The organism is Neorhizobium sp. P12A, assembly GCF_008365395.1.
GTDB lineage: Bacteria > Pseudomonadota > Alphaproteobacteria > Rhizobiales > Rhizobiaceae > Rhizobium.
Genome location: NZ_QOVX01000015.1, coordinates 58,326 through 79,274 on the forward strand (window position 1 = coordinate 58,326; position 20,949 = coordinate 79,274).

A 20,949-nucleotide genomic window follows, 5' to 3' on the forward strand; every position below is an offset into this window, starting at 1 on the left:
CAGAGCCTACGCTGCTGTTTCCATTATACTTTTCAATGTCGGCGCATTCGCGCCCGACCAGGCGATAAACCCTCCGAGACGCCGGCGCATCTTTTCCTCGTGATTTTGCGCAATATCGGAGAGGCGATGATCCAGAAACGGGTTCGCAAAGCGCTCGAGCGTGGTCGCCACGTATTCCCTCGCCTCATCGGCCATGCCCATCGCAGCAAAGCCGGGTATCACCTCTCTCTCGTAGATCGATCGCAGGTAATCCAGCGTCGACACATCGCAGAGGATTTCCCGTACCATGAGATCTCTGGGCTTGCCTTGTTTGATCCAGCGATTGGCGAGAACCGTATGGCCGAGATTGAGGATGAAGAGCTTCAGCCGTTCGAACGGCCCGATATCCTCGGCAACCACGATTGCGGGATGGCTGCAGGGCAAGACCTGCCCCTCAACCCGCTGAATGGCCCAAAGCGCATAGGGCTCTGCGACGGCTCCTGCCGGCGACAGCGATTCCGAGACGATCCGGTCGACAAGCGTGTTGCAGAAGATCACCTCTTTTTCGAGCCAACCGTCAAAGAGCGCATCCTTGTACCATCGAGACCCCAGCTCCCTGACGATGCCGCGCAGAACCTCGCCGTTCTTGCTGACGAGTTCGCAGGGCAATATCGTCATCCCGCTTCCCGATAGCCGAAAGCGCGCATGCAGCAGCTTCGTCAGCTTGCCCGGGAAGGACGCAGGAACATCTTCCGGCAGCAGGTCCATCTCGTCAGCGATGTCATAGCCGCGATCGGCGGTGTTGCAGAGAACGAGATCCGCCTCTTCGACGAAGACGCGCTCGACCTCGGCCCAATCGGCAGAAGCGGACAGGGTTCGGCGCACGCTCGTGACCTGCTGGGTGCGATCGACCGGCTGACCATTTTCAATGCCGCGAATACGGACGGGAAATCCTCCCTCGACTGCTAAGCCTTTCAGGCGTTCGGCACGCTCGGCAGAACCCGTGGTCTGAACGACCGTCACGGGTCCGAGGGCCTCTCCCCTTTCCATGGCTTCGCTGATGAAGAGGTCGGCATGCGCCTGGAGGAAGCGGCTGGTGCCGAACTGCAAGATGGGGGTCTTCACGGGTCGCTTGCCTCTTCGTTTGTATTTTGGGGGATGGACTGCAACAGGGTTTGCCGCGCGGAACTCAGATGCAGGCGGCAGGCCTTGTCGATCCGCTCCTTGTCGCGTGACTGCAGAGCCTCAATGTAATCGAGATGTTCGGCGATGGCGCGAGAGTTGCGCTCTCGCGCCATCGCCTTGTTCCATTGATAGTGATAGTGGAAGACGATCGAGATGACATCGTAGAAATCGGCGATGAAGCGGTTTCGAGACGCTCCGTGGATGAGAAGATGGAACTTCTCGTCGAGCTGGGAGAAGTCGCGGTAGCGCTCGTCGAAACCGTCGAGCAGCTCCTGATGTTCGCGCTTGATCGCCGTAAGTGCTGTCCAGGCGGAGTGGTTTGCCGGCAGCTTTCCAAATTCGGCCGCGGAGTGCAGCTCGAACATCTCGCGCACATCGGCCAGTTCAAGCGCGAATTCGCGGGTGAACCCCTTCAGGATCCAATGGCTGTTCGGGCGCTTCTCGATCAACCCGAACCGGCTGAACCGGATGAGGAATTCACGCACGCTCGTCGTCCCGGCACCGATCTCGCGGGCAAGCTCCAACTCGTTGATCTGCATGCCGGGCTGCGCGTCGTCGGACAGGATGCGCAGCATGAACTGCCGCTCGATGATATCGTGTAGTGAGTTCGTTTCCTCCTCCGGAAAGAGGTCGGCATCGGTCGGTTGCCGCAACACGATTTTCTGCCGCTTGTTCCAGCGAATGATGCCTGCGTCGCTCAGTCGCATCAGGATAGCGCGCGCCGTGCTGCGGCTGATGCCGAGTTGCGCGGCGATTTCCGGCTCCGACGGAAGGGCGGCATCGGGCGTCAGGAATGCCGCATAGCGGTTGAACGCTTCCTTGAAGAGCGTGTTTTGCCTCGCCATTTTACCCCTCGCTCATGTGATGCGCTCGATTTGGCCGGATGTCCTGATGGCATCGAAAAAGCGGTCAAATCTTGAAAGGACGACACCACGCGCATTGTTATCCAAGCGCTTATTGCCTTCGGCTGTTCTCCCTGCCACGCGCTATATTGCCCGTTGACACCAAAATGTTTATTGTAGATAAAAAACAAAATCAATCCGCGATCGCCAATGAAGTGACCGCGTTCTTAGGGAAGAGGACCGTGAACAGGCAGCCCTGGATCATCCTGTCCGACGGCGACAATGTCGCAGTCGCAATCTCAGCCATCGCGTCGGAGCAGCCGATCGCAAACGGCGTTTTGACCCGCGCCAAGATCGACCCGGGCCACAAGGTTGCCATTCGTGACATCCCGCTCAACACGCCTGTTATCAAATATGGCCAGGCGATCGGGCGCACGACGGCAGAGGTAAAGGCGGGCGATCACGTCCATAGCCACAATCTGCATTTCGAAAACGATCGCCTTTCGGCAACCGAGGCGGCAGCCCCCGAAGCCGCAACGGCAGCGGACAGGACGCGCACCTTCATGGGCTATCGCCGCGCCGACGGCCGCGCAGCCACCCGCAATTATATCGGCATCATCGCCAGCGTGAACTGTTCCACCACGGTTTGCCGCGCCATCGCGGAAGAGGCAAACCGCACGCTGCTTCCGCACTATGACGGCATCGACGGCTTCGTGCCGATCGTCCATGACCAGGGTTGCGGCATGAGTTCGACCGGCGACGGCATGCACACGCTGCACCGCACGATCGCCGGCTACACCCGCCATGTGAATTTCGGCGGCGTGCTGATGATCGGCCTCGGCTGCGAGGTCAACCAGCTGACGCTTTACGGACAGGCCGGTGCCGGTGCCAGCAAGCGTCATTTCAATATTCAGGACGCGGGCGGGTCACGCCGCGCCGTTGCGCTTGCCATGGGCGTGCTCAAGGAAATCTGCGAAGAGGTAGGTCAGGCTCGCCGCGAACCGATCTCGATCAGCGAGATCATCGTCGGCCTGCAGTGCGGCGGCTCGGATGGCTTTTCAGGTATCACTGCCAATCCGGCGCTGGGCGTCGCCTCCGACCTTCTTGCCGCCGCCGGCGGCACGACCATCCTGTCCGAAACCTCGGAAATCTATGGCGCCGAGCATCTGCTGCGCAATCGTGCCGTCAGTGACGACGTGGCTAGAAAGCTCGACGAGAAGATTACCTGGTGGGAGAACTATGTTGCGCTGCATGGCGCTTCGCTGGATAACAACCCTTCTCCGGGCAACAAGCGTGGCGGGTTGACGACCATTCTCGAAAAGTCGCTGGGCGCCGTTGCCAAGGGTGGGCGTTCGCCGTTGACGGCGGTTTACGGCTATGCCGAGCGCGTCACCGAACACGGCCTCGTCTTCATGGACACGCCAGGCTACGATCCGGTGTCCGCCACAGGCCAGGTGGCTGGCGGCGCCAATATGATCGCCTTTACTACCGGCCGAGGAAGCTGCTTCGGTTCCCGCCCTGCCCCGTCCTTCAAGCTTTCCAGCAACTCCGCGCTTTATAGTGCGATGGAAGAGGACATGGATATCGATTGCGGGACGATCGCCACGGGAGAGGTGACGATCGCGGAAAAGGGCCGCGAGATCTTCGAACTGATCATCGAGATCGCTTCGGGCAAGAAGACCAAGAGCGAGGCCTTTGGCTACGGCGATAACGAATTCGTGCCGTGGCATCTGGGAGCAACGCTCTAGTTTATAAGCGCGGGAGGAAATTTCCGCGTTCAACGATGGATCAGCTCGCTCAGGGAGGAGTGATGCAAAGGCGAAAGATCGGCAGGACGGACCTTGAGGTCACGGAGATCAGCCTGGGCGCTGCGGCGCTGGGCGGTCTCTATCAAGCCTGCCCTCGCGACCAGGCTATGGAGACGCTGCAGGCGGGTTGGGATGGCGGCATCCGCTATTTCGACGTTGCCCCCTGGTATGGTCTCGGCCTCGCGGAGCGCTATGTCGGCGACTTCCTGCGCGCAAAGCCCGAGGACGAATATGTGCTGTCGACCAAGGTCGGCCGGCTTCTGCGGCCAGTTCCGACCGGCACGGTTCCGGACTATAGCTATGTCGATCCGCTCTCCTTCGATGCGGATTATGACTATTCCTATGATGGCATCATGCGCTCGGTGGAATTCAGCTATGCCCGTCTCGGCCTGAACCGCATCGACATTCTCTATGTCCACGATATCGGCGGCTACACGCACGGCAAGGCGCGCAACGCCGCCCATTTGAGGGATTTCCTGGGATCCGGGATTAGGGCACTCGAGGAGCTGAAAACGTCCGGCGCGATCAAGGCCTTCGGCCTCGGCGTCAACGAGGTTCCGGTGTGCCTTGACGTCATGCGCGACGCCGATCTCGACTGCATCCTTATGGCCGGACGCTACACGTTGCTCGACCGGACGGCGGTCGCCGAGCTTCTGCCGCTGTGCGAGAAGAAGGGAACGTCGCTGGTCGTCGGCGGTGTTTTCAACTCAGGTATCCTTGCGACGGGTCCTGTACCCGGATCGCACTTCGATTATCTGCCGGCATCGGAAGCGGTGCTTGCCAAGGTTGCGGCGATGGAGGAAATCGCCCGCCGCCATGGCTTCCCGCTGGCAGCACCCGCCCTGCAATTTCCCCTGCTGCAGAAGATCGTTTCGTCCGTGCTGATCGGAACAGCAAAGGCATCTACCCTTCGCCGCAACATGCAGCTTTTCGAGCCGCGTATTGCCGAGGGCGTTTATGCGGAGTTTGAGGATTTGACCTTGGTCGCGCCGCCGCTTGGCGAGGATGCAGTGCGCGTCTGAGGAATTGAGAGCTATCGGGCCGCCAGGGTCGGCGGCTTGACGGAGGAGGAAACCTGTTCTTGTGCGTGCGGTTTTGGCCGCCCGCATGATGCATGGACAAGCCCTGGGGGCTCCATGGCGCCGGCCGAACGCGTTCAACGGTCCGGTGCGCAGGAGAAGAGCGCATCGAGAGGAGAAAATAAATGAACATCGCGAAATCCATTCTGTCGCGCCGTACCTTTGCAGGTCTCGCAGGCGCCGCAATGCTTGCCACCATGATGCCTGTCTCGTCCTACGCCGCAGACGTGACGATCCCGATCATCGTCAAGGACACGACGTCCTTCTACTGGCAGATCGTGCTCGCTGGCGCCCGCCAGGCCGGCAAGGATCTCGGCGTAAAGGTGCCGGAGCTTGGCGCACAGTCGGAATCCGACATTAACGGCCAGATCAGCATTCTGGAAAATGCCGTCGCCGGCAAGCCGGCCGCCGTCGTCATCTCGCCGACCGAATTCAAGGCACTCGGCAAGCCGGTTGACGAAGCCGCCAAGTCCGTACCTGTCATCGGTATCGACTCGGCTGCCGACTCCAAGTCGTTCAAGTCGTTCCTGACGACCGACAACGTTCAGGGTGGCCGCATCGCCGCCGACGGCCTTGCCGCTGCCGTCAAGGCCGCAACGGGCAAGGAAGAAGGCGAAATCGCCGTCATTACCAGCCTGCCTGGTGTCGGCTCCCTCGACCAGCGTCACCAGGGCTTCATGGAAGAAATCAAGGCCAAGTATCCGGGCTTCAAGGTGGTCGCCGATAAATATGCCGACGGCCAGGCGACGACCGGTCTCAACATGATGACCGACCTGATCACCGCAAACCCGAACCTCGTGGGCGTCTTCGCTTCCAACCTGATCATGGCGCAGGGCGTGGGCCAGGCGATCGCTGAAAACAAGCTCGGCGACAAGATCAAGGTTATCGGCTTCGACAGCGACGACAAGACGATTGGCTTCCTGAAGAACGGCGCCCTCGCCGGCCTCGTGGTGCAGGACCCCTATCGCATGGGCTATGACGGCGTGAAGACCGCCCTTGCCGTCTCGAAGGGTGAGAGCGTACAGGCCAACGTCGACACGGGCGCAAATCTCGTGACCAAGGCCAACATGTCCGATCCCAAGATCGACGCCCTGATCAACCCGAAGGTCAAGTAACGAACGATGCCGTGCTCTTCCAAAGGGCACGGCATTCCCTTTACCTCCGATGTTCTTGGGAGCCGGGCGCATGTTCGGCGAGATAGGAGTATTCCATGGCCAACCTCGAAGAGATCAGTCACCGCCATGATGACAGCGCGGAGCGGACAGAGGCGTCGCGCATTCCGGCAGGTTCGCCCATTCTAGAGCTCAGAGGCCTCCAGAAGAACTACGGCTACGTCCAGGCACTAAAGCCAGCGACCATCACCTTCCTGGCGGGAGAGATTCACGCGATCGTCGGCGAGAACGGCGCTGGGAAGTCTACGCTGATCAAGCTTCTGACCGGTGTCATCCGGCGCACCGCCGGCGAGATTTACTGGTGCGGCCATCCGGTTCAATTGGCAACGCCGAACGAGGCGATCGCAAGGGGCATAAACGCTGTGCATCAGGAAGTGGTGCTCTGCCCCCACCTGACCGTCGCTGCAAACCTCTTTCTCGGCGACGAGATGAACCGCTTCGGTCTGATGCGCAAACGCGACATGGAAAAGGCGGCGCAAACCGTCCTGAACGACCTCGGCTTCGGTCTGCCCGCTGCCGTTCCGCTCAGCTCCCTGACGATCGGCCAGCAGCAGCTGGTCGCAACCGCGCGGGCGGCGATGCGCGGCACGCAATTTCTGATCTTCGATGAGCCGACTGCCTATCTGACGCGGCAGGAATCCGCCCAGTTGTTCAAGCTCATCCGCCGCCTTCAGAGCGAAGGTGTGACTATCGTCTACATCAGCCATCGCATGGAAGAAGTCTTCGAGCTTGCCGATCGCGTCTCCGTACTGCGCGACGGCACCCATGTCGGCACGCGCAACATTTCAGAGACCAATGACGACGAGTTGATCGCGCTGATGATCAATCGCTCGATCGAGCAGATCTATCACAAGGAAGAGATTCCGATTGGCGAAACCCTCCTTGAGGCACGCGGACTGTCCGGTCCGGGCTTCGCGGATGTGTCGCTGAGCGTCCGCGCCGGAGAGATCGTCGGCCTCTACGGGCTGATCGGCGCCGGCCGCAGCGAATTCGCGCTGGGCCTTTATGGACGTCAACCGCTGTCTGCGGGCGAGATCTACTGGCAGGGCAAAAAAGTCGATATCCGTCACGAAAGCGACGCCATGAAGCTCGGCATCGCGCTTGCTCCGGAGAGCCGGCGCGACCAGGGGCTCTGCCTCAACCTGCCGATCGGGCTCAACATCAATCTGCCGATCTTCAAGCGCCTCAGCCGCGGCCCCATCATCAACCACGGCGAAGAGGCGGCCAATGCCGACCGGCAGATCAAGGACCTGAGCATCAAGACGCCGAGCCGGCGCGTTCCTGTATCGAGCATGTCGGGCGGCAATCAGCAGAAGGTCGTGATCGGCAAATGGCTGAGCCATGGTGCAAAGCTCTTCATCTTCGACGAGCCGACCGTCGGCGTCGACGTCGGTACCAAGGCTGAAATCTATCGCCTGTTCGCCAAGCTTTTGAAGGATGGAGCAGGCATCATCCTGATCTCGTCCTACCTGCCTGAAGTCTACGAGCTGGCGGATCGGCTGCACGTCTTCCGCGGCGGCCAGCTCGTCGCGAGCCACGACTACCACAAGTCATCGCACGAGGAAGTCCTCGGCGAAGCCATCGGCGTTTGAGACAAATATAATAAGAGGAGGAATTCCATGACAATCAGCTCCGCCGAAAACGCCGCCCCGGCCCCACGCAAAAGGATGAACATTCTCTTCAGCCTGACGCTCGTCGGGCTGCTGCTTTTCCTCTGGCTCCTTCTGGGTGTGTGGACGACTAGCTTCTGGACGCCGCTGAATATCTCGAACCTGCTTCGCCAGGGTTCGATGACGGCAATCCTTGCGGTCGGCCAGACCTTCGTCATCATCACCGCCGGCATCGACCTCTCCGTCGGCGCAATCGTCGGCTTTACCGGCGTCATCATCGCCTGGCTGATCCAGGCCGGCGTGCCGGTCTGGCTATCAATCATCCTCACCTTGCTTCTGGGCGCAGCAATTGGCGCGTTTCACGGCTTTGGCATCGTGAAGATGGGCTTGCCGCCCTTCATCATCACCTTGGCGACGCTGACGGCACTGCGCGGCATCGGCCTTGTGATCACCAATGGGTCGACGATCAGCATCACCAACGACGACTTTACCAATTTCGCAACGGCCAATTTCCTCGGCATTCCGAGCCTGTTCTGGATGGTGATCCTTGTCGCGATCCCCGGCTACATCTTCCTGCATTTGAGCCGCTGGGGCCGCTATCTCTTCTCGGTCGGTTCCAATCGCGAAGCCGCGCGCCTTTCCGGCGTAAAGGTCGATCTCATCATCTACCTCGCCTACATCCTGTCAGCGACCTGTGCCGCCTTCGTCGGCGTATTGCTCGCCTCGCGCATCGGCATCGGCAATGCCACCCAGGCGGACGGCTGGGAACTGCAGGCAATCGCATCGTCGGTTATCGGCGGCACCAGCCTTTTCGGCGCGATCGGTTCGATCCACGGGCCGTTGATTGGCGCCTTCATCCTGGCGACCATAAACAACGGTGCGAACCTTCTGAACGTCAATTCCTTCTGGCAGCGCATCATAACAGGCGCGCTGATCATCCTGATCGTCTATTTCGACCAGCTGCGCCGCCGGCGCATGTGACACCGCGGAACAAACGACAAAGGGACCGGCGGGTAGCCGCCGGTCTCCTAAGCCAGATACCGATCCCGCATTGCTGTCCAATCAGGCAGGCGACGGACGAGAGCGCCGCCAGGATAGCGATTTGAAGACGGTCCGCAGCGGCTTTTCGACCGCCTCATATGCAATGACACCGAAGATCGTGCCGAGAATGGCGGATAGAAGCGTCGCCACGTCAGGCGGCACATTGTGCGAAACCGCAAATTTCGCGATCACCGAGATCGCAAGCGTATGCCAGAGATAGATCGAATAGGACGCGTTGCCGAGATAGGTGAGCGGCCGGATGCTCGGCAATTTGCCTCCGCCTTCGAGAGAAACGATGCCAAGCACGAGCGCGAAGGCAAGCGGGCCGCAGCTGAATTCATTGAAATCCAATTGCAGAAAATAGATCGCCGCAAACCCGCATAGGCCAATGGCGATGAAAGGCAGTCCGAAGCTTCCGTTCGGTATTTTTCCCGTCAGCCACAATTGTGCGAGCACGATGCCGGCGACGAACTCGAATATGATCGGCCGCGTATAGGTGAACCAGACCGGCGATTGAGGGTGGAGCCACAGGCCCAGCCCCACGAGAACGGCAAAGATGCTGCCGATGAACGGCAATTGGAACCGTCGCGGCAAAAAGAGCGCGATCGCAAAGATCGCATAGAAGAACATCTCGAAATTCAACGTCCATCCCTGCACCAGGACAGGCCATATCTCGCCATTGCTCGGCGAACGGACCGGGATGAACAGGAATGACCCGAGAATATGGTCTGCAGTCAGCCTCATGTTCGGAAACAGGCTGACGACTGCGCCGGCGAGCATGATCGCAGTCACGATCCAATAGGAGGGTGCAATACGTTGAATGCGGTCGACAGCGAAGCGCAGGGGCGTTACCGGGCGGCGCGCGCTCATGACCCACATGATGAATCCGCTGATGACGAAGAAGACGTCAACGCCGGCTGCGCCTATCCGGAATTGCCCGCCGGTACGCTCAGCGGCATGAAAAACGACCACCGCAAGAGCTGCGAAAGCGCGCAAATATTGGATCCCGAAAAGGGTTTTCATGCATGATACCACGGCATACTAGGTCGGTTCCCCTGCGCTGCTTTCCGGAACGACGATGTCGGGCGCGATCTTACGATCGAGCCATCTCGATCTGATCGTAATAGGTGATTGACGGGATGTTGGTCTTGGCTCTCGCTACGGTGAGCTTTCCCGCCGTGAAATACAGGAGAAACGAGCCGACGTGATAGGGATTGAGAATATCGATCTCGACGAAGGAGCGCACGAGCAGCAGCGCCGATATTCCGAAGAGAATATAGGATTCGTTGTTTCGCATATCACTCAGCAGCCGCTTCAGATGGCCGAAAAGGGCGACGATCAGCACCAACGCGAGCAAAGTCACACCAATGAGGCCGGTCTCGACGGTGGTCTCGATATAGGTGTTGTGGAAATGAAAGCCCGCGCGTGAGGTGATGAAGAATTCTTCCCACAGGCGCTCCGGCTCACTGAAGCCCTGCACCCAGAAGGCCTGGTAGCCGATGCCGATGAACGGGCTTCGGCTCGCTGCCTCGATGCCCTGCTGCCACAGGTAGGTGCGGCCGGTCAGCGTCGAATCCTTGCCGAAGACGCCGAGAATCGCGTCGACCGCCCCCAGATAGACGCCTGCAACCGCAAGAATGACCAAGGCTGTCGCGCCCGCCGTAAAGAGCAGCTTTCTCTGTTGCGGCGACAGGAAAAGGATGACGCGCATTCCGGTCAGCAATGCCAGCACGGCGGCGGTCGTGATGACAGAGGTCGCAGATTGGCATGCCATAAGGCAATAGGCGGACATCAGGCCGACAATGCCGCAACCGCCCAGCCACAACATACGCCGCTCGCCGAGGATAAAGATGGCGGCAAAGCAGAAGAAGATGCCGAGCGAAGCGTAGAGGCCGAGCTGGTTCTTGGAATCGAACGCACCGACGAAGCTGAAGGTGCCGTCGAGCGCATCGTAGGAATAATATCCGAACAGCAGCGAGTAGATCAGCACCAGTCCGACCCCGGCAACGCCGCCGAGCGTCATGGAGCGGATATCCAGCACGCGCATCGCAATCAGCGCGCATATGATGTGGGTCATGTACTGGATGGCGGCACGGGCCGTGACTGGCGGTGCCGCCGACCAGAAGATCGTCAGGCAGGTGAATATGCCAAAGGCAAATATCCAGCCGTATTTTCGATAGTTTCCTAGAACATTGCGATAATCGATGAGGATCAGCGGAAACCAAAGCGCGTAGTAAAGCAGGATCGAGGGTTGCCCGAACCAGCTGGAATAGGCGAAGACGAAAAAGGACAGCGCAAGCGCCACCACCCCATAGGCGAGGTTCTGGCTAGGCTCGACGATGATCGACTTCGCAATCCGCATCTGGGGCCCTCGTCAGCGCATGTAAAGGCCAGAGCTAGCCTTGATCAGGTCGCCCGGGAGAACCTCGGTGTTCTCCTGCGCCGGGATCTCCTTGGTCTGGCCGTCCTGCTCGCGCACGATGCTGTACTCGATGTTCACACCCTTGCCATCCGCGCCCAGATTAGACGCATCGGCAGACTGGGCGACGGCTTCCTGCATCAGTGCCTGGCTGGTGGAGAGCTTCAGCTGCAGGGATTCGAGCTGGGTATCGGTATCCTGCATTTCCTGGGCAAGCTGATTGTCCCAGTCGTTGCGCAGGGTGATCTCGTCCTGATTGGCCTTGCTGATATCCTGCTTGGCCTTCAGCGAGTTCGTGTCGATATCGAGCAGTGCGGCTTCGAGGTCGGCAGCCCGCTGTTCTGCGGTGAGCTTGCGAGCGCTGAGCGCAAGGCCCCGCTCGGCCAGATCTTCCACCTTATCTCGATCTTCCTTGGCAAGGTCGAGTTGGTGGTTCTGCGTATCCGACTTCTTTGCGAGGGTCTCCACCTCGCTCTGAAGCAGGTTCTTGAGATCTTCCAGCGCCTGCGTTTGCAGCTTTAGCCGCTTTTCGCGCGATTGCATCAGGGCCGCCTCGCTCGCCAGCATGTCCGCTGCCTGCGGAAGCGACTGCAATTGCTGCGGCATCTCGATCTGGTCCTTGCCGGACATCTCGGCCTGCAACCTGGCGCGGCGCATCAGCAGCCGGCCCCGCTCGGCCATGTAGACGGCGGCATCGCCCTTGGCGGAGATGAAATCGCGGGCAAAGCGCTGGCCGGCATCGGCCCGACGCAGACCGCCGCCCAGGCTCAATGCCTTGATGACCGTCAGGTTGGGGATATAGGGATATTCGCCGGGGTTTTGGACATCGCCCGACAGGTAGATCGGGCGATATTGCGAAAGCTCGACAGAGGCCGATGGACGGTCCCTGAGGCCGAATTGCTTCTGCAAGCTGAGACCGATCGCATCGGCTACCTCGCCTGGGGTTTTGCCGCCGGCTGACATCTCGCCGATGAACGGCAGCGATATCGAACCGGTCGGACCAACCGTATAGTCGCCGCTGATCGACGACCAGTCGCGGATCGTTCCGTCCGCCGTCTGCCATTCCGCAACGCGGATACGAAGCTTGTCCATGACGCCGAGATGGTACGCGGTGGGAGTTTCCGCGCGAGCAGTCGCCGTCATGGTGCAAAGGCCCAAAAGCAGAAGCGAGGCGCAGCGGACAGATGCACGCGCGCGAGCGGGCTTACCGCGGGGCAGAATTTCGATCATAGAGTTGTCCTGTTTCCAGATGGCGGTTCCACCGGTATCGGGGAAGCCGCAGCTCTCGTTTGTTGCCGACAGCTGGTCGGTCAGTAGCTGCCGCGCGAGAAGCAGACGGCAGGTATGGTCCTTGCAATGATCAGCATGTCACTGCGCAATGACCATGTCGTGACGTAGTGCGTGTCGAAGGCGACGCGCGAAGCGTAGGATACGTCATTGCGGCCGCTAACCTGCCACAGACCGGTCAGACCGGGACGTGACTGCAGGTAGTAGACGGCGGCACCTTCATAGAGCTCAAGCTCTTCCTCGACCACGGGGCGAGGACCGACGATGCTCATTTCGCCGCGAATGATGTTGAAGAGCTGCGGCAGTTCATCAAGGCTGAGCTTGCGCAGGACGGCTCCAACCGCTGTCACGCGCGGATCATCCTGCAGTTTGCGGGTTGCCCGCCACTCTTCCTGGGCCTTGGGATTGGCCTGAAGATAGGCCTGGAGAACACGATCGCCATCGACGACCATCGTCCTGAATTTCAGGCAGCGGAAGGTTTGGCCATTATGGCCGATACGACGGTGGCCATAGAACACAGGCCCCTTGTTAGAGAACTTCACCAGCAGCACGAGCAGGAGGAAGATCGGGCTGATGAATACTAAGGCCAGAGAGGCCACGGTGATATCGAAACTTCGTTTCAGGATTCCCCCTGTTGGGGGGAAGACGCCTGATTCAATCGCGTCGAAGAAAGCCGAATTGGCCGATCGTGTCGCAGACTTCATAGAGGGGACTCCACTTATGTTTGGCGATAGGTCGGGAATGCAGTCGGTCGCTTACGTAGCGCTATGCAACGACGAGTGTATGGTCAGAATTTGTTTTTTTAAGCCAAATTTTGTGGCGGCCACATTTCAGAGGGGGTTTTACAGCCGCGAGATGGGGCAAATGAAGTTAAGCCTTCTCTCATATGCGATTTTTTATTATCCCGAAAAGCGTATTAGAACGACAGGCCGCGACATATCTGTGTCATTTATTGCGACTTCACTGAATGTGAAAGAATAGCCTGTCGTCAAAAGCTTACGGTTCTTCATGGGAAGAACTTGAAATCCGTCCCGAGGCGCAGCTAGGCTACCTCGCTTTTATTAGAAATATTGCAATGCAAAATGATATTGCGGCGCACATTCTGCGCGCCGGTTTGTTCGATCTTTGTAATAAAAGTTGATTAGCACGAATGGATATATCAGGACCCGGAGGCATTTCTCCGGCCCGTGGACATCTTCGTTCCCACGTTTCGCCACAGGAATGAAGGATGTCTCAACGTTTGGGACGGTTCGGTGGCACTCGTGCCACCGAACCTCCGACTCAAAACTCTTCCCAGTCGTCCGTCTTTGACGCAAGTGCCGCGCCACCGGAGCCGACATTGCGAAGCTGCGTCACCGTGCGAGCAGCAGGCTTGGCGCGAACCGGAGCTGGCGTTGCCACAGAAGGCCGCTGAGCCGATATACGGGGCGCAGAGGCACTCGTGCGGAAGCGCTCCATCATTTCAGACAATGCGCCGGTTTCCGATGTCAGGTTCTGGGCGGCCGCGGTGGTTTCCTCGACCATGGCGGCGTTCTGCTGCGTCACCTTGTCCATGTGATCGGCAGAAGAGGCGATTTCCCTCAGGCTGACGGCCTGCTCCTTGGTGCTTGCCGTGATCTGGTTGACGAAGGTGCTCATCTGCGCCACCTCGGCGACGATCTCGTCGAGGGATTTGCCGGATGCCGTCACGAGCTCGACGCCACGCTTCACCTGCGTTGCGGACGTGGAAATCAGCGTCTTGATCTCCTTGGCCGCATCGGCTGAGCGTTGTGCAAGCCCGCGCACTTCCTGGGCCACGACCGCGAAGCCACGACCGGCTTCCCCGGCGCGTGCTGCCTCGACGCCGGCATTCAACGCCAGAAGGTTGGTCTGGAAGGCGATTTCGTCGATCACGCCGATGATCCGGTTGATCTGCTCGGCGGACCCTTCGATGGCTGCCATCGCGTCGACTGCGCTGGCGACGATCTCGCCGCCACGCTCGGCCTTCTGCTGGGCGGCAGCAGCCACCTGTTGCGCCTGGTCGGCGCCCTTGGCGCTCTCGTTGACCGCCGCGGTCACCTGGCCCAAGGCGGCAACCGTCTCCTCAAGACTTGCGGCCTGCTGCTCGGTGCGCTTGGCAAGATCGTTGGATCCGCTGGAAATCTCCTGCAGTCCGCCGCGGATCGTTCCGACGGCGCCGACCACAGACCCGATCGCCTGCTCGAGATCGGCGACGCTGCCGTTGAATTTGGCCCGGATCGGCTCGAACTCGGGTGCAACGGTTCCATCCATGCGAACGGTCAAATCACCGGCCGACAGCGCGTTGAACCCATTTTCGATGGCGTAGACGAAGGACCGGAGATCCTCTGCCTTGGAATTATCGATCATGGATTGGCGATCGCGCTGGAGTTCCTGTTCCCGCCGTGCTTCGACCGCTTCATGTTCGAGACGCTTGTTCTCGTTCGCGGCTTCCTTGAAGACCTGCAGCGCGCTCGCCATGGCGCCGATCTCGTCGGAACGACCATAGCCCTTTATTTCAGCGGCAAGGTCCCCGACAGCAAGACGGCCCATCGTATCGGTAAGACCGCGAATGAGGCCCCCCAGGGACCGTGCAAACACGAGGAAGCCGATCAGCGACAGGATCGATACGACGATGGTCGCAGCAATCGTCGTCCAGAACGCCTGGCTCTGTGCCTCCACCAGAGGGGTCACGTTCGAGGCGATCTCAAGCACGCCGACCTTGGTACCGGAAAAATCCGAGAGCGGCACGGCCTCGACGGCAAACGTCTTGTCGCAAACCGTATCGTATTCACGGACGGACTTTCCGTCGAAGGCTGCCTGCAGGTCGTCCGGCGACAAGATGGAATCGCCGGCAAATGTCGAGGCCTGCTTGTCGAACTTGTCACCATTCTTGATGTGCACTGCCACATCGGCATCGATCTTCTTGGCGAGTGGTCCGAAATAGAGATTGGTAAGCTCGGTGCCGACGTCAACGACGCCAACCACTTTGCCGTCCTTCATAACCGGCGCGGTGCCAAACATGCTGAGTGCAACGCGGCCGGGTTCGGTGCCGGCTACGAGCTTGCCCTGGCTGACGGCGGTGGCGATCGTCTTGCGACGGCCGGTGATTGAATCACCGAAGATCTCGGGGGTGTGAATGCGGGCAACGACCACGCCCTTGGCGTCGGTGATGGTGAGCTGCTTCAGACCGCTGGCCGCTGTGATCGCCGGCAGGCTGGCCGAATACCTGGCAATCAGCTTTTCGCGTGCGTTCGACTGGATGAGGTCCGCGACATCGGGCTCGCCTGCCAACGCTAGAGCAAGGGCAGATGCGGCATGCTTTTGCTGGGTCATGTCCGCTTGCAAGACGTCGAGGTCGCTGTCGAGCTCAGCCTGCAGCGCATGCTCGCTCATCTCAGACTGCCGATAGTAGCCGAGACCGCCAATCGCAATGCTGGCGAAAAGCACGGCTGCAAAGCCGTAAGCGGTAATGCGAATCCATAACGGCCGCTTTATCTTCGTCTCATCCATCAAAACCTCTCCTGTCCCAGGCCTCTGCCCGCGCGACAAACCAATTAGTTTTGATAGTATGAAACGAAATCGTTGAATTTTATCTAAATTACCTTCTCCGGCAGTACCCTAGAAATGGGGTATCCGTACGCCCCATCTCGCTCAATCGGCGCGGCGGATCGTCTCTTCCAGGGCAAGGCTCGCCTTCGGGAGGTGATCGTCATTGTGACGCACTCCCGAGAGCAAGAAGCCCACCGGCAGTGCGCCGGCGGGAGAAGTGCAAGCCGGCGCGTCCGCATATTCCGGTTAGCAGTAGTCCTTGCTGTCCGCGTAGTCGAACGCACGGGGAGGCGTCCACTGGCGAGGCTTTTCGGCTTCGTCGAACTGGCTCGGCAATCCTATGTCCGGCCCCTCTCCGAAGAGGAACGACAGGCCCCAGGAGATGGCGAAGCGAATAAACTCGTCGGCGCTGCCTTTCGGCACGATGAAGTCCTTGGGCCGGGGAACCTCCACCAGCTTGTAAGGCGGAACGCTCGCATTGTGGTGCTGGAAGGCCTTGTAGGTGGACTCGATCGAATTCTTGTACCACCCGGATTTCGAGCCACCTCCACCCATGAAAGCTATCAGCGGGCGCATATGGGAAGTCGACAGCTTGCTGATGAACTTTCTCTCATAGTCGGCACTCTGTAAGGCGTCTTCCTGCCAGTTTCGGCCGTCCTTCTGCCGTGCGGTCATGATGACGTAACCGACGAGCCTGCGAATTCTCTGAACGAACTCGGCCAGAGCCGATGGCGCACAGCTTTTCAGCAGATTCTCCAGTGTCACAGCATCGATTTCGGCGGAGGTTCCTTTCGAGAGGGCCGTTCCAATCGCGAAGACACCAAGGGGCTCGACCTTGCCGGAATAGAAGTTGATGCGGCGCTCCCCCCGGGAGTTCAAATAGTTGAACGCGACGCCATCGACCGTGCCGCCGCCAACGTCGAAATAAACATAGATGCCCGGCACGGCTTCGCGGGACATGACGAACGACTGCACCGCCGCAGCAATTTCCGGCACTGCGTGGAAGTCTGTGACCTCGGTGGCGAGGCGTGGCTGGGTGAGTCGGTACGAAGGCAGCGCCTGCTGGAGCTTTTTCGGCCTTGGCCAACTCATCAAGGACTACCGCTGTGGCATCTCGTTTCGATCTTTTACTTTCCGTGGCAAGATCGCGCTCGGTTAAAAAACGATTGATCAGCAGTTCGGGAACGCCTGCTTTTCGGAGCAACTGGTCTGCTGCCGCCTTTTTAGTCGTCCGTGAAGTATCCGGAAGCGATTGATATTTCGGTTATATTGTACTCTGACCAGTAATCGATATCGCCAGGTATGGTATGTTTTCGATCTGCTTTCTTCCGATTTCAGATTTCGGTTTTGTCAGCCATCGAAGCGTGATTCACTTCCCATATCGCGACGAATCGGAGCTGGTCGATGTCCAAGCCTGTTGAACGACGCGAGACGGGTGAAGGTGATCTGTTCCGATCCCGCCTCGACCAGATCATCGACTTGAAGCACGAACTGGTGTAGTTGGCGCAGACGATCGACTGGTCGTTTCTGGAAGAACGGTTTGGGGAAGTTTATTCGGATGGGCCTGGCATGCCGCCGTTGCCGACCCGGCTGATGGCAGGGCTGGCAATCCTCAAACATACGTTCAACCTGTCGGATGAGGCAGTCTGCGCTCGCTATCTCGACAGCCCGTACTTTCAATACTTTTGTGGCGAGACGTTCTTCCAGCACACATTGCCCTTCGACCGCTCGTCGCTGACACGCTGGCGCCAGCGCATGGGCGAGGATCCGATAAAGGCGCTTCTCCAGGACAGCCTTGCGGTGGCGGTCAAGAGCGGTGCAATGAAGCCGTCGGACACGCGACAGGTGATCGTCGACACGACCGTTCGGCCCAAGAACGTGATGTTTCCGACCGATGCCAAGCTCATTCACCGAGCACGGGAGCGGCTCGTGCGCGCGGCCAGAAAGGTGGGGCTCGATCTGCGCCAGACCTATGTTCGGCTGGGCAAATTCGTCTTGATCCAGCATCAGCGGTATGCCCATGCCAAACAATTCAAGCGGGCCGGCAAGGCGTTGCGCAAGCTGAAGACGTATCTGGGACGCGTCGTCCGCGATATCGAGCGTCAGATCGCCGGCGACGAGCAACTCAAGGCTATCTTCATCTGGCCTTTCTATCAGGCAAAGACACTCCTGGAGCAGAAGCAGCGTCCGCGCGGCCGCAAGATCTACAGCCTGCATGCCGACGAAGTTGAATGCATCGGAAAGGGAAAGGCCCATCGCCTATATGAATTTGGCGTCAAGGTGTCAGTCGCCACGACATTGAACCGCTCCAAGGGCGGCCAATTCGCCCTCCATGCCATGGCGCTACCAGGCAACCCTTATGCCGAATTGCCTGAGCATGCGAAACCTTCAGGTTATCTGCCTTGCTTTCACTGCCGTGCTTCCGCCAGCGATGCGGCAATTGCAGCGATCGAGCGAAACAGCACGAGCGGATCGTCCTTCGAGGGCGTGAAACCCCGGCGCTGCCAGAACTGAGCCGCTTCGTGATCGACGGCATTGACCATCAATGCGCGCCCGCCGATCAGAGCCGCCGCCTGGACGCAACGCTCAAGGGCATGTTTCAACAGACCTGTGCCGATACCGTGCCCGGCCCATTCCGTGTCGGTGGCAAGCTGGCCGAGAAGAAGACAGGGAACCGGATCGGGCGGTTGCCCGGTCCGGATGGAGCGCGGCATGATCGAAGGGATGACGGCCGTCGGCGCCAGCCCGTAGTACCCGACGACGCGCCTGGATTCGTGAACGACGAGAACCGCTGTGAAGCCCTTTTCCTGATTGGAAAGCGCGCGCGTCTTCAGCCAATTGTCGAGCGCAGACTTGCCGCAGGAAAATTCGGAAACATCATGTGCAGCGGTAAGCGGTTCTGGAGCCGATAAAGCCACAGCTCACCGCTTCGGCTCGTAACCGGACTCCCATGGGGCGGGCCGCTTAAGCACTTCCACGATTTCTGGAATGATCGTCGGCGGATGGGACAGGATCTCCATGAAATCGGCGAACCCTTCGGGGGTCATGCGGATGAGCCCCTGTTCCATGACGATCTCCTCGGCGGCGCGCACAGCCGCGTCCCGCACGAAATCGGTGCGCGACCGGCCGCGCAGGCTTGCCGCACGATCGATCATTGCGACATCCGCTTCAGGCAGACGCATCGAGATCGGATATTCCTTACGTTCGGCGGTGGCGGCCATGACTTATCTCCTTGCAGGCAAGATAATATCCTGTATCGCCAAATGCAATACGGCACCATGAGTTACGTGCAAAGTTTGTCTGTCTCGACAAAGGGCGAACACAGAACGGCCGCCGAGGCGTTCAAATGCGCCAGGAGCCGATTTCGAGGAAATTCCGTAGGTTATTCTACGACGCCAGCGTACGCTTTTCTTCGCTGGCACGCTCCATAACGCGTGCATCAGCACAGGCGGACGCCGATCATTTCCTTTCGATTTCAGTTGCTTACGACCGCTCCCGGGCTGATCTTTCAGCTCATGTCCCACGAAGGATGCAAATCGAAGCTGTTCTTCCGACAATCAGCGCGACGCCTCGATCGCCGACCAGCTCCGCATGTGCCGTCTTCAAAATGGTCGGTATGATATCCGATCCTCCAAATGCACAGGAACTCAAGCTCGACGATGTCGCCGCAATATTGAACGCTGGAATAGCTGACAATGCAGATACAAGAAAAAGCTTCCAACGGGTTTTGGATATTGAGATTCAAGGTGCTGCGGATGTCCATGCAGACATGCTTGCCAATATCATCCACAAAATGAATCCCGCAGCCGGGGAACGGGCTTTGGCGAAGGAATCGGCGGAGTAGATCGAGATGCGCCGGATGGCGTATAATCTCCTGTTTCATACACTCAAATCAAATAAGGATGCGAGACGCCGCTTGCTGTCGATTTATGTCCAAGCGGGGCTCCACGCCGCCATTAGATGGGACAAGCGCCGACGGCTGATGGGCAATGATTTGTACGATTTCAATCATGCGACCGCTGCACTCGCCCATTGCCGCGCGTTTTTCACGGAACGCCCACTTCATTCCCTCATTTCCGCAAAAAGTATCGCCCTGGACAAACTGTTCGAGTGTCAGATCATTTCGAATAGTGCGGACGCAATCACCTATCTTGAGAGCCTTCAAGAGACGGCTGGCTTGTCCGAAGCAGATGATAGACCGTAATTGCCTCTCCAACGGTTCCCATGCCACCTGATTAAAGTTAAGCTGCCCGAGGATATCGTCGTTCGTTTCAACGTGCGGAGGGAGCGACACTCATTGGCTCGAACGTGATACGCAAATGCGTTCCCGTCGCCTTGGCGAAACGCTCAAGCGTCCTAGCGGAGGGCTTCATCCTCCCACTTTCAAGACGGGCAATGGCGCTCTGCGAAGTGTCCATGCGCCGCGCCAGCTCTTCTTGCGTCAGGCCCGCATTCACCCGTGCCTTGATCACAGCCTCCGCCAGCGCGAACTCTTCTTCGAGCGCGTCATATTCCTTCCGGTAGTCTGCATCCTTCATCCATTCGGCATGAAGATCTTTCATCTTGGTCATTTGACCTCCTTTGCCCGTTCACGGGCCAATTCAAGTTCGCGTTGCGGTGTCTTCTGTGTCTTTTTCACAAACGCCCTGACAATGACGACACGCTTTCCTGTAGCGGTGACATAGATCGCACGAGAAATCCCGCTTGCCGCTTTCACGCGGATTTCCCAGAGCTTGCCTTCGAGGTGTTTCACCGTGTCGTGCGGCAGCCTTTCAAGACCAACGCTCTCTATCAGTGTCGTCACCCAGACCAGCCGTGCGCGTAAGTCTTTCGGAAGTGAGGTAATTTCCTCATCGACGGCGGCATTCAAGGTTTTTCAACGATCCACATGCGGAGAATATATCAAAAATGAGATAATTAGTCCATAGAGATCGGACGGAGCGGCCGGCTGCATGCTGATCAGACTGAGAGCGAGGTT

Annotated in this window: 19 protein-coding genes and 1 pseudogene; 8 read left to right on the top strand and 12 right to left on the bottom strand. The window is 59.0% G+C overall.

The genetic code is table 11. From position 1 onward, the window contains the following. Window positions 1-6: 6 nt before the first annotated feature. The gene (locus tag DTW90_RS28005) at window positions 7-1,104 is read right to left on the bottom strand and encodes a mannitol dehydrogenase family protein (RefSeq protein ID WP_149342608.1); all 1,098 of its coding nucleotides are present in this window, start codon (window positions 1,102-1,104) and stop codon (window positions 7-9) included. Further along, a complete protein-coding gene (locus DTW90_RS28010; protein WP_149342609.1) occupies window positions 1,101-2,009 on the bottom strand; it encodes a GntR family transcriptional regulator in 909 nt (302 codons plus the stop codon). Before DTW90_RS28010 ends, DTW90_RS28005 begins: the two co-directional genes overlap by 4 nt. Before the next feature lie 239 nt (window positions 2,010-2,248). Between DTW90_RS28010 and DTW90_RS28015 the strand changes: the two genes are divergently transcribed. The 5 genes from DTW90_RS28015 to DTW90_RS28035 all read left to right on the top strand — a co-directional run bounded on the left by DTW90_RS28015 (window position 2,249) and on the right by DTW90_RS28035 (window position 8,656). Next, window positions 2,249-3,754, top strand: coding sequence for an altronate dehydratase family protein (locus DTW90_RS28015; protein WP_149342611.1), 1,506 nt, complete (start codon window positions 2,249-2,251; stop codon window positions 3,752-3,754). A 62-nt stretch (window positions 3,755-3,816) separates the two neighbouring features. Beyond that, window positions 3,817-4,836: an aldo/keto reductase gene (locus tag DTW90_RS28020; protein ID WP_149342613.1), complete on the top strand. Its 1,020-nt coding sequence runs from the start codon at window positions 3,817-3,819 to the stop codon at window positions 4,834-4,836. 182 nt (window positions 4,837-5,018) lie between these two features. Beyond that, entirely contained in the window at window positions 5,019-6,008 is a 990-nt protein-coding gene (locus DTW90_RS28025) for an ABC transporter substrate-binding protein (RefSeq protein WP_132527809.1), read from the top strand. 95 nt (window positions 6,009-6,103) lie between these two features. Continuing rightward, window positions 6,104-7,657 (top strand): sugar ABC transporter ATP-binding protein, encoded by a 1,554-nt coding sequence (locus DTW90_RS28030; RefSeq protein WP_132527808.1) that lies wholly within the window; start codon window positions 6,104-6,106, stop codon window positions 7,655-7,657. A gap of 27 nt (window positions 7,658-7,684) precedes the next feature. Further along, window positions 7,685-8,656 (top strand): ABC transporter permease, encoded by a 972-nt coding sequence (locus DTW90_RS28035; protein ID WP_132527807.1) that lies wholly within the window; start codon window positions 7,685-7,687, stop codon window positions 8,654-8,656. 81 nt (window positions 8,657-8,737) lie between these two features. Here DTW90_RS28035 and DTW90_RS28040 read toward each other — a convergent pair whose 3' ends face one another. The 6 genes from DTW90_RS28040 to DTW90_RS28065 form a co-directional block, all read right to left on the bottom strand. Beyond that, entirely contained in the window at window positions 8,738-9,739 is a 1,002-nt protein-coding gene (locus DTW90_RS28040) for an acyltransferase (RefSeq protein WP_132527806.1), read from the bottom strand. A gap of 70 nt (window positions 9,740-9,809) precedes the next feature. Then, a complete protein-coding gene (locus DTW90_RS28045; protein ID WP_132527805.1) occupies window positions 9,810-11,078 on the bottom strand; it encodes an O-antigen ligase in 1,269 nt (422 codons plus the stop codon). 12 nt (window positions 11,079-11,090) lie between these two features. Further along, window positions 11,091-12,365, bottom strand: a complete 1,275-nt coding sequence (locus tag DTW90_RS28050) for a polysaccharide biosynthesis/export family protein (protein WP_132527804.1) — start codon at window positions 12,363-12,365, stop codon at window positions 11,091-11,093. Between the two features lie 80 nt (window positions 12,366-12,445). Continuing rightward, complete coding sequence (locus DTW90_RS28055; protein WP_132527803.1) at window positions 12,446-13,126, bottom strand: sugar transferase; 681 nt, start codon at window positions 13,124-13,126, stop codon at window positions 12,446-12,448. Window positions 13,127-13,703: 577 nt separating this feature from the next. Continuing rightward, entirely contained in the window at window positions 13,704-15,932 is a 2,229-nt protein-coding gene (locus DTW90_RS28060; RefSeq protein WP_149342615.1) for a methyl-accepting chemotaxis protein, read from the bottom strand. A gap of 285 nt (window positions 15,933-16,217) precedes the next feature. Next, entirely contained in the window at window positions 16,218-17,063 is an 846-nt protein-coding gene (locus DTW90_RS28065; protein ID WP_149342617.1) for a hypothetical protein, read from the bottom strand. A gap of 312 nt (window positions 17,064-17,375) precedes the next feature. On the opposite strand from DTW90_RS28065, the pseudogene DTW90_RS28070 reads away from it, so the two are divergent. Beyond that, window positions 17,376-18,332 (top strand): annotated as a pseudogene (locus tag DTW90_RS28070) (IS5 family transposase); the annotation flags it as partial. Between the two features lie 47 nt (window positions 18,333-18,379). Here DTW90_RS28070 and DTW90_RS28075 read toward each other — a convergent pair. Together DTW90_RS28075 and DTW90_RS28080 are read right to left on the bottom strand one after the other, a co-directional pair. Next, window positions 18,380-18,889, bottom strand: coding sequence for a GNAT family N-acetyltransferase (locus DTW90_RS28075; RefSeq protein ID WP_149342619.1), 510 nt, complete (start codon window positions 18,887-18,889; stop codon window positions 18,380-18,382). 3 nt (window positions 18,890-18,892) lie between these two features. Then, window positions 18,893-19,192 carry a DUF1778 domain-containing protein gene (locus tag DTW90_RS28080; RefSeq protein WP_132527799.1) on the bottom strand — a complete coding sequence of 100 codons (300 nt, stop codon included), beginning with the start codon at window positions 19,190-19,192 and terminating at the stop codon, window positions 18,893-18,895. Window positions 19,193-19,317: 125 nt separating this feature from the next. Here DTW90_RS28080 and DTW90_RS28085 point away from each other — a divergent pair, with 125 nt between their 5' ends. Then, window positions 19,318-19,815 (top strand): hypothetical protein, encoded by a 498-nt coding sequence (locus tag DTW90_RS28085; protein ID WP_149342621.1) that lies wholly within the window; start codon window positions 19,318-19,320, stop codon window positions 19,813-19,815. Between the two features lie 6 nt (window positions 19,816-19,821). Then, window positions 19,822-20,175, top strand: coding sequence for a hypothetical protein (locus tag DTW90_RS28090; protein ID WP_149342623.1), 354 nt, complete (start codon window positions 19,822-19,824; stop codon window positions 20,173-20,175). 67 nt (window positions 20,176-20,242) lie between these two features. Here DTW90_RS28090 and DTW90_RS28095 read toward each other — a convergent pair whose 3' ends face one another. Further along, a complete protein-coding gene (locus tag DTW90_RS28095) occupies window positions 20,243-20,542 on the bottom strand; it encodes a helix-turn-helix transcriptional regulator (RefSeq protein WP_132527797.1) in 300 nt (99 codons plus the stop codon). Further along, the gene (locus DTW90_RS28100) at window positions 20,539-20,841 is read right to left on the bottom strand and encodes a type II toxin-antitoxin system RelE/ParE family toxin (RefSeq protein WP_188080084.1); all 303 of its coding nucleotides are present in this window, start codon (window positions 20,839-20,841) and stop codon (window positions 20,539-20,541) included. Before DTW90_RS28100 ends, DTW90_RS28095 begins: the two co-directional genes overlap by 4 nt. Window positions 20,842-20,949: the final 108 nt, after the last annotated feature.

What these genes read in the sequence shown, in the direction of transcription:
- DTW90_RS28025 (WP_132527809.1), top strand. Translation starts at nt 5,019, where the DNA reads ATGAACATCGCGAAATCCATTCTGTCGCGCCGTACCTTTGCAGGTCTC.
- DTW90_RS28060 (WP_149342615.1), bottom strand. Translation starts at nt 15,932, where the DNA reads ATGGATGAGACGAAGATAAAGCGGCCGTTATGGATTCGCATTACCGCT.
- DTW90_RS28020 (WP_149342613.1), top strand. Translation starts at nt 3,817, where the DNA reads ATGCAAAGGCGAAAGATCGGCAGGACGGACCTTGAGGTCACGGAGATC.
- DTW90_RS28065 (WP_149342617.1), bottom strand. Translation starts at nt 17,063, where the DNA reads ATGAGTTGGCCAAGGCCGAAAAAGCTCCAGCAGGCGCTGCCTTCGTAC.
- DTW90_RS28010 (WP_149342609.1), bottom strand. Translation starts at nt 2,009, where the DNA reads ATGGCGAGGCAAAACACGCTCTTCAAGGAAGCGTTCAACCGCTATGCG.
- DTW90_RS28040 (WP_132527806.1), bottom strand. Translation starts at nt 9,739, where the DNA reads ATGAAAACCCTTTTCGGGATCCAATATTTGCGCGCTTTCGCAGCTCTT.
- DTW90_RS28090 (WP_149342623.1), top strand. Translation starts at nt 19,822, where the DNA reads ATGCGCCGGATGGCGTATAATCTCCTGTTTCATACACTCAAATCAAAT.
- DTW90_RS28030 (WP_132527808.1), top strand. Translation starts at nt 6,104, where the DNA reads ATGGCCAACCTCGAAGAGATCAGTCACCGCCATGATGACAGCGCGGAG.
- DTW90_RS28085 (WP_149342621.1), top strand. Translation starts at nt 19,318, where the DNA reads ATGCGCCAGGAGCCGATTTCGAGGAAATTCCGTAGGTTATTCTACGAC.
- DTW90_RS28035 (WP_132527807.1), top strand. Translation starts at nt 7,685, where the DNA reads ATGACAATCAGCTCCGCCGAAAACGCCGCCCCGGCCCCACGCAAAAGG.
- DTW90_RS28045 (WP_132527805.1), bottom strand. Translation starts at nt 11,078, where the DNA reads ATGCGGATTGCGAAGTCGATCATCGTCGAGCCTAGCCAGAACCTCGCC.
- DTW90_RS28050 (WP_132527804.1), bottom strand. Translation starts at nt 12,365, where the DNA reads ATGATCGAAATTCTGCCCCGCGGTAAGCCCGCTCGCGCGCGTGCATCT.
- DTW90_RS28080 (WP_132527799.1), bottom strand. Translation starts at nt 19,192, where the DNA reads ATGGCCGCCACCGCCGAACGTAAGGAATATCCGATCTCGATGCGTCTG.
- DTW90_RS28095 (WP_132527797.1), bottom strand. Translation starts at nt 20,542, where the DNA reads ATGACCAAGATGAAAGATCTTCATGCCGAATGGATGAAGGATGCAGAC.
- DTW90_RS28055 (WP_132527803.1), bottom strand. Translation starts at nt 13,126, where the DNA reads ATGAAGTCTGCGACACGATCGGCCAATTCGGCTTTCTTCGACGCGATT.